The organism is Polaromonas sp. (assembly GCF_036676035.1).
GTDB lineage: Bacteria > Pseudomonadota > Gammaproteobacteria > Burkholderiales > Burkholderiaceae_C > Polaromonas.
Window position 1 is genome coordinate 1 of sequence record NZ_JAKFDR010000061.1, and the last position, 5843, is coordinate 5843.

4 protein-coding genes are annotated in these 5843 nt (G+C 64.8%); all 4 read right to left on the reverse strand.

Translation table 11 applies throughout. The features are described from left to right. A partial coding sequence (locus tag V6M61_RS10350; protein ID WP_332776491.1) for a HAMP domain-containing protein occupies positions 1–1182 on the reverse strand: 1182 nt, incomplete at its 3' end. 438 nt (positions 1183–1620) lie between these two features. Continuing rightward, entirely contained in the window at positions 1621–2457 is an 837-nt protein-coding gene (gene ampE / locus V6M61_RS10355) for a regulatory signaling modulator protein AmpE (protein ID WP_332776492.1), read from the reverse strand. Between the two features lie 2 nt (positions 2458–2459). Beyond that, the gene (gene ampD, locus V6M61_RS10360; protein WP_332776493.1) at positions 2460–3017 is read right to left on the reverse strand and encodes a 1,6-anhydro-N-acetylmuramyl-L-alanine amidase AmpD; all 558 of its coding nucleotides are present in this window, start codon (positions 3015–3017) and stop codon (positions 2460–2462) included. A 321-nt stretch (positions 3018–3338) separates the two neighbouring features. Further along, positions 3339–5843, reverse strand: a 2505-nt coding sequence (locus V6M61_RS10365) for a DUF1631 domain-containing protein (protein WP_332776494.1), incomplete at its 5' end; no start/stop codon positions are given.

The following is a 5843-nucleotide window of genomic DNA, read 5'->3' on the forward strand; positions in this document are numbered from 1 at the left end:
GACCTTCTTCACGGTCGCGTTGAACACCTGGCCCAGCTCGCCCAGCTCGTCCCGGCTCTGCGCTTTGAAGCTGACGGTCATATCGCCCGCCGCGACCTGGTCCATGACCTGGCCGAGGCTCTTCAGGGTGGTGCGGGTCGACACATAGAAGCCGCCGTAGAGATAGCCGATCAGCAGGAACACCAGCACCAGCGCCGCCACCAGCAACACCATCTGCCCGCGGTTCTCCTGCAGGCGCGCCTGCAATTGCTGGCCGAGGAAAGCCAGCACCGCGTCGTTGAACGCATAGGTCCTGCCCATCACCGCGCTGACCTGCTCGAAGAACTCCGGCCACGGGGCGTCCAGGGTGTCGGCGACCACCACCTGGTCCTCGAACAACAGAGCGCTGTCTTTCAGGGTCGCCTGGCTGGCCGCGGCCAGGCTTTCCAGCGCCGCACGCGCCGCCAGACTGCTGTTCAACGCGTCTTGCAGGGTCAGACCGTACTCGGCATGCAGTTTCTCCAGCTCCAGCAGCAGTTCGTCGAACTGGGTGCTGGCCGCCGAGTTGAGAAAGCCCTGGCCCAGGGAGTAGGAACCGATCGCCCGTCCCTCGCTCAACGGCGCCGTCATCAGCGGCGTCACCACGGTGACCAACTCGGTCATCTGGCGCACTTCATGCTGGCGATCCTGGCTCAACCCGGCCTGGCTGGCGACCAGCTTGATGAACACCTGCGAATTGCCCAGCAGCTTCTTGGCCATCGCGGTCTTGCCCCGCAGCGAGGTTTCCTGCTGCAGCGCCTGCAAGCCGCCAATCATCTCGTCGCGCTTGGTATTGAATTCGGCGATCTGCTCGGCCTCTCCCGAGACCGGCATCAGCGCCCGCAAGGCGCCGTCCAGCGCGCTGTGCTGCTGCGCGATACGGCTGGAGAGATCGCCCGCCTGACCGGATTGGCCGACCATCTCGTTGATCTGCACCAGGTCGGCGAAGCTTTCCAGCTCACGCCGCAGCGACAGCGCATCGCCGAGCAGATCGAGGCTCTCCAGAGCCGCTCGGGTACTGACGAACTGGCGGTAGGAGTCGCGTACCAGATAGAAGTTGGTGACCAGCATGGGCAGAAAGAACAGCACACTGATCAAACTGAACTTCATGCCGAAGCTGAGGCGGTTCATTAGCGCGATGGCCGGATACAGCACGGTCTTCACAGGACGTCTCCCGTTCTCATTATTGTGATGTTGCGTGACAAGGTCGGCGACGCGGAAATCCCGACGGCAGTCGTTGCGTCCCTTGCAGCCCGACCTGTGGTGCCCGAATCAAAATGGTGCAGACAGGCGGATTCATGTGAGCAGCCGCACAAAACGCCCAAGCACGGCGTCCTATATACCCGTTATCGACCCTGCGCTCTGTAACTTAAGGTTAAGCACGCGCAAATCCCCGAGTCGTGGCATCGACCCGGGTGCCGATCATCGCCAAGCCAGGCGCACAGCGAAGCCGCATGCCGCATGCCGCATGCCGCAGAAGGAGGCTCAGTTGGGTCCACCGCGCGCACCAGCGCATCGCACTGAAGCACAGCTATTGGCGCGCACAGCGCGCTCAGGTCGAACCCTGACGACATTCGGCCAAGCAGGCAGCCGGCCGAGGACTCAGAGGAACAACGTCCACAGGGCGAACACGGCGTACCAGAGCACCGCGGCGCGCACCAGCAACTGCCACAGGGCATCCAGGCTGCTGACCCCGGCTTCGCCGATCACCGGCTCCGGCGTTTCGCTGGCCGCCCGACCGACGTTGATCACCAGCTGCGCCGCGGAAATATCCCAGCTCAGCAACTCGTGCAGCAGCGCCCGGTTGACCGCGACGAAATTGCCGACCAGGGCGAAACTCGCCGCCAGCACCCGCACCGGCAGCCAGTCGAAGGCATGCCGCAACGACACCGCGCGCTCGCGAAAGGCCGCCTGCTCGGTATGTTCGGCGAGCAGGGCCAGCAGCCGATAGGCCAGCGCCGCCAACGGCCCGAGCAGCGCGTACCAGAAGATCACCGCGAAGAAACTCTGATAGGCCTGCCACACCAGGTAGCCCTGGACGCTTTGCAGCAGCGCGCCCTCTTCCTCTGCCTCCAGGGCCAGATCGCGCCGCGCCACCAGGTACGCGGCCTCGCTGTCGCTGCGTCGCCAACTGTCGCGAAACGGCCCGAGCGCCGCCTGCAAGTCGCCACGCCCCAGGCTGTAGATCAGCACCAACAGGTGTACCGGCAAGGCCAGCCAGCCATACGCCAACGGCTCGAGCAGGGCCAGCAGCAACGCCAGGACCACCAGCGGCAGAACCACCAGCAGCATGATCGCCAGCCAGGGGCTCTCGATGAAGTCCGCTTGCCGCTCGGCCTTGGCCAGCAGGCGCAACCAGGGACCGTCCTGCTGGATATTGCTGCGCCAGGACGAGAACTTTTCTACCCAGAGCACCAGTAACAACACCAGGAAACTCATAACTACTCCTTTTTATCCATGAGTGCCGCGCGCAAACGGGACCAGTCGAAAGCCGGGCCAGGGTCCGTCTTGCGTGTCGGCGCAATGTCGCTGTGCCCGCATATGCGCTCCAGGGTGAGCGCCGGATAGGCCCTTTGCAACACGCGCGTCAGCGCCACCAATGCGGCATATTGCACGTCGGCGAAGGGCTGCTCGTCGGTGCCCTCCAGCTCGATACCCAGGGAAAAGTCGTTGCAGTTCTCCCGCCCGCCGAAGCTGGACTGCCCGGCATGCCAGGCGCGCTCATTACAGGAGACAAACTGGGTGATCGCGCCGTCACGCTCGATCAGGAAATGCGCCGACACCTGCAACGTCGCGATCCCGGCAAAGTAGGGATGTTCGTCCGCCACCAGGCGATTCTGGAAGAACGCCTGCACCTTGCCGGTACCGAACTGGCCCGGCGGCAGGCTGATGTTATGGATCACCAGCAGGGAAATCTCGCCCTGCGGGCGCGCATTGAAATTGGGCGAAGGGCAGTGGCGTATGCCATGACACCAACCACTGCTGGGATCCAGCTGCATAAAGGCTCCTCGAACGAGCCCTCACTCTAGAGCAGCCGGGCAGCAGGGCCAAGCGTTGGTCCTACAGAGCGCAAAAGGACGGGGCTTCGACTGCCTACTTGCTACCGCTTCGCGGGCTGCCAGGGGGGATTGCCATCGCACCCTCACCCCAACCCTCTCCCTGGGAGGGAGAGGGGGCGGAATTGCGGTGTGCCGAGTACCGCTCGGCCAACGCAAAACCCGTAGGAGCGGCGGGGACGCCCAGTCCCATGGCCGCCAAATTGCCCCTCAGAGCGCAGATCGCGGGCATGCGCGCCACTAGGGCTAGGATGACGGGCGCTATCAGGCGCCCTTGAGCTTGCGCAGGTTGCCGATCACCGACTCCAGCGCGCGGTCGAACAGCAGCGCATCGTCGAGCAGGCGGATGGCATTGCGCCGAAACTCCACGGCCAGGCCCATGCGGGTTTTCTCCAGGACCTTCATGCCGGTGCGGTTGACGAAGATGAACTTGCCGGTCGGCTTGATCACCGCCGCCAGCTTGCAGCGCAGCTTGTGCTCCTCGTCCTCCTGGAACTCGACCCAGCTGCCCACCCGCAGGTTGTCCACCAGCTCCAGGCTTTCATCGTCATCCGGCAGGCTGACTTCCTGCTCCACCGCACGGCTTTGACCGGGCGCCAGCAGGATGATCTCTTCGACCACCTCGACCATCGCCGGCTCATCCGCCTCTTCGGCTGGCCCCAGCTCCAGCAACGGCAGTTCGATTCCCGACTCGGCCGAGGCTGCCCGCGGCTGATCGTCGCCATCGGGCGCCAGCGTCTCGTCGTCATCTTGCGACGCCTCGGGCATGGCGCGCCTGAAGCGATGGAAGGCCTGCACGTGCAAGGTTTCCAGCTGGCTGAAAAATTCACCGGTGGAGAACGGGTCGAAGGCGGCGCTGGCCATGCCTTCGCGCAAGGCCTTGAGCAGCCCCGGCACCAGTTCGAGCAGGCGCGCCCGCGCCTCCGGGTCCTCGTGGGGCTCCACGCTCCAGACCAGGTCGTCCATGGTCGCCAAGGCAGCCTGCCATGCGGGCGAGTCCACACCATGCTTGAGGCAGGTGAGCATCAACACCTTGCTCCACGCCTCCTGCAGCAGGCGCACCACCACCTCGGGCAGTTTCTTGCCCAACAGCCGCTCATTCAGTGCCAGCTCGACCTGCCGCCGTGCCAGCTCGGCCTTGGCGCTGCCTTCCTCGGCGTCGCGGGTCCGCTGTTCGAGCAATTCGCTGCGCCGCCGCTCATTGCCGGTATAGGCGAGAAAATCCGCCAGCAACTCGGAGAAAATCACCGGGTCGTCGACGAAGTCGTTGAGCAAACGCTGCACCACCTGCTCGATCTTCAGGTACAGGCTGTCGCGTTGCGTGTCGTCCTGCTCGCCCCAGCCCAGGGCGGCGGAGGCGATTTCGTTGAGCAGGCGCCGCGCCGGGTGGCTGCCGCGGCTGAAGAATTCGCCGGTGGAGAACGGGTCGAAGGCGGCGCTGGCCATGCCTTCGCGCAAGGCCTTGAGCAGCCCCGGCACCAGTTCGAGCAGACGCAGCCGCGCCTCCGGATCCTCGTGCGGCGCCACGCTCCAGACCAGGTCGTCCATGGTCGCCAACGCGGCCTGCCAAGCCGGCGAGTCCACGCCATGCTTGAGGCAGGTGAGCATCAATACCTTGCTCCACGCTTCCTGCAGCAAGCGCACCACCACCTCGGGCAGTTTCTTGCCCAACAGCCGCTCATTCAGCGCCAACTCGACCTGACGGCGCGCCAGCTCGGCCCTGGCGCTGCCTTCCTCGGCGTCGCGGGTCCGCTGTTCGAGCAATTCGCTGCGCCGCCGCTCATTGCCGGTATAGGCGAGAAAATCCGCCAGCAACTCGGAGAAAATCACCGGATCGTCGACGAAGTCGTTGAGCAACCGCTGCACCACCTGCTCGATCTTCAGGTACAGGCTGTCGCGTTGCGTGTCGTCCTGCTCACCCCAGCCCAGGGCGGCGGAGGCGATTTCGTTGAGCAGGCGCCGCGCGGGGTGGCTGCCGCGGCTGAAGAAGGTCTTATCCAGCACCGCGACCTTGAGCATGGGGATCTGCAAGCGACCGATCAGGGCCTTCAACGAGTCCGGCAAGACGCGGTCATCGAGAATGAACTCGAACAGCATCGACACCAGGTTGATCACATCCTCGTCCACCTCGCCGACCACCCGGGCCTTGCCGCTCTTGGCACTGGCGCGACCGAGCAGCAGTTCGAGTTGTTCGCGCAGGTCGAAGTCATCGCTCACCTGGATGGGAGCCCGTTGCTGCATGTGGGACAGCAAACGCATCAAGTCGTGACTGGAGATAGGCAAGGCATTGGCCGGCATCTCGCGCCGCGGTATGGCGGTGCCGCGCGCCTGCGAAAGCAGCTCCTGCAGGGCACCGAACACTTCCTGCACGCCTTCGTCGGCATACGCGCTGCCGCTGCCGCCCTGCCCCGCGGCTGACTCGCGCGCGCCCCGCGCCGCTGTAGTGCGGCCTGGGTTGCGCCGCGCCGGCGCCGACTTCAATTCCGGCAACACACCGGCCCCGACCAGGGCCTGGTTGGCCTCGGCGTAGAGCTGATCGAGGTCGGCCAACACATATTTTTCGAACAGCTTGAGAATGATCAGCTTGACCTTGATCTCCACCCCCAGACTGCCACAGGCATCCAGGAAGAACCCGCAAAGCGCGGCCGGGCCCAGCGGGTTGGAGCGGTCGTCCAGCTTCTTGCTGACCAAGGCATTCATCCGGGTGGTCAGGTGGTTGACCGCCATGCCGTCGCGGCTCATGACCTTGGCGACCATCGCGTCCAGCGC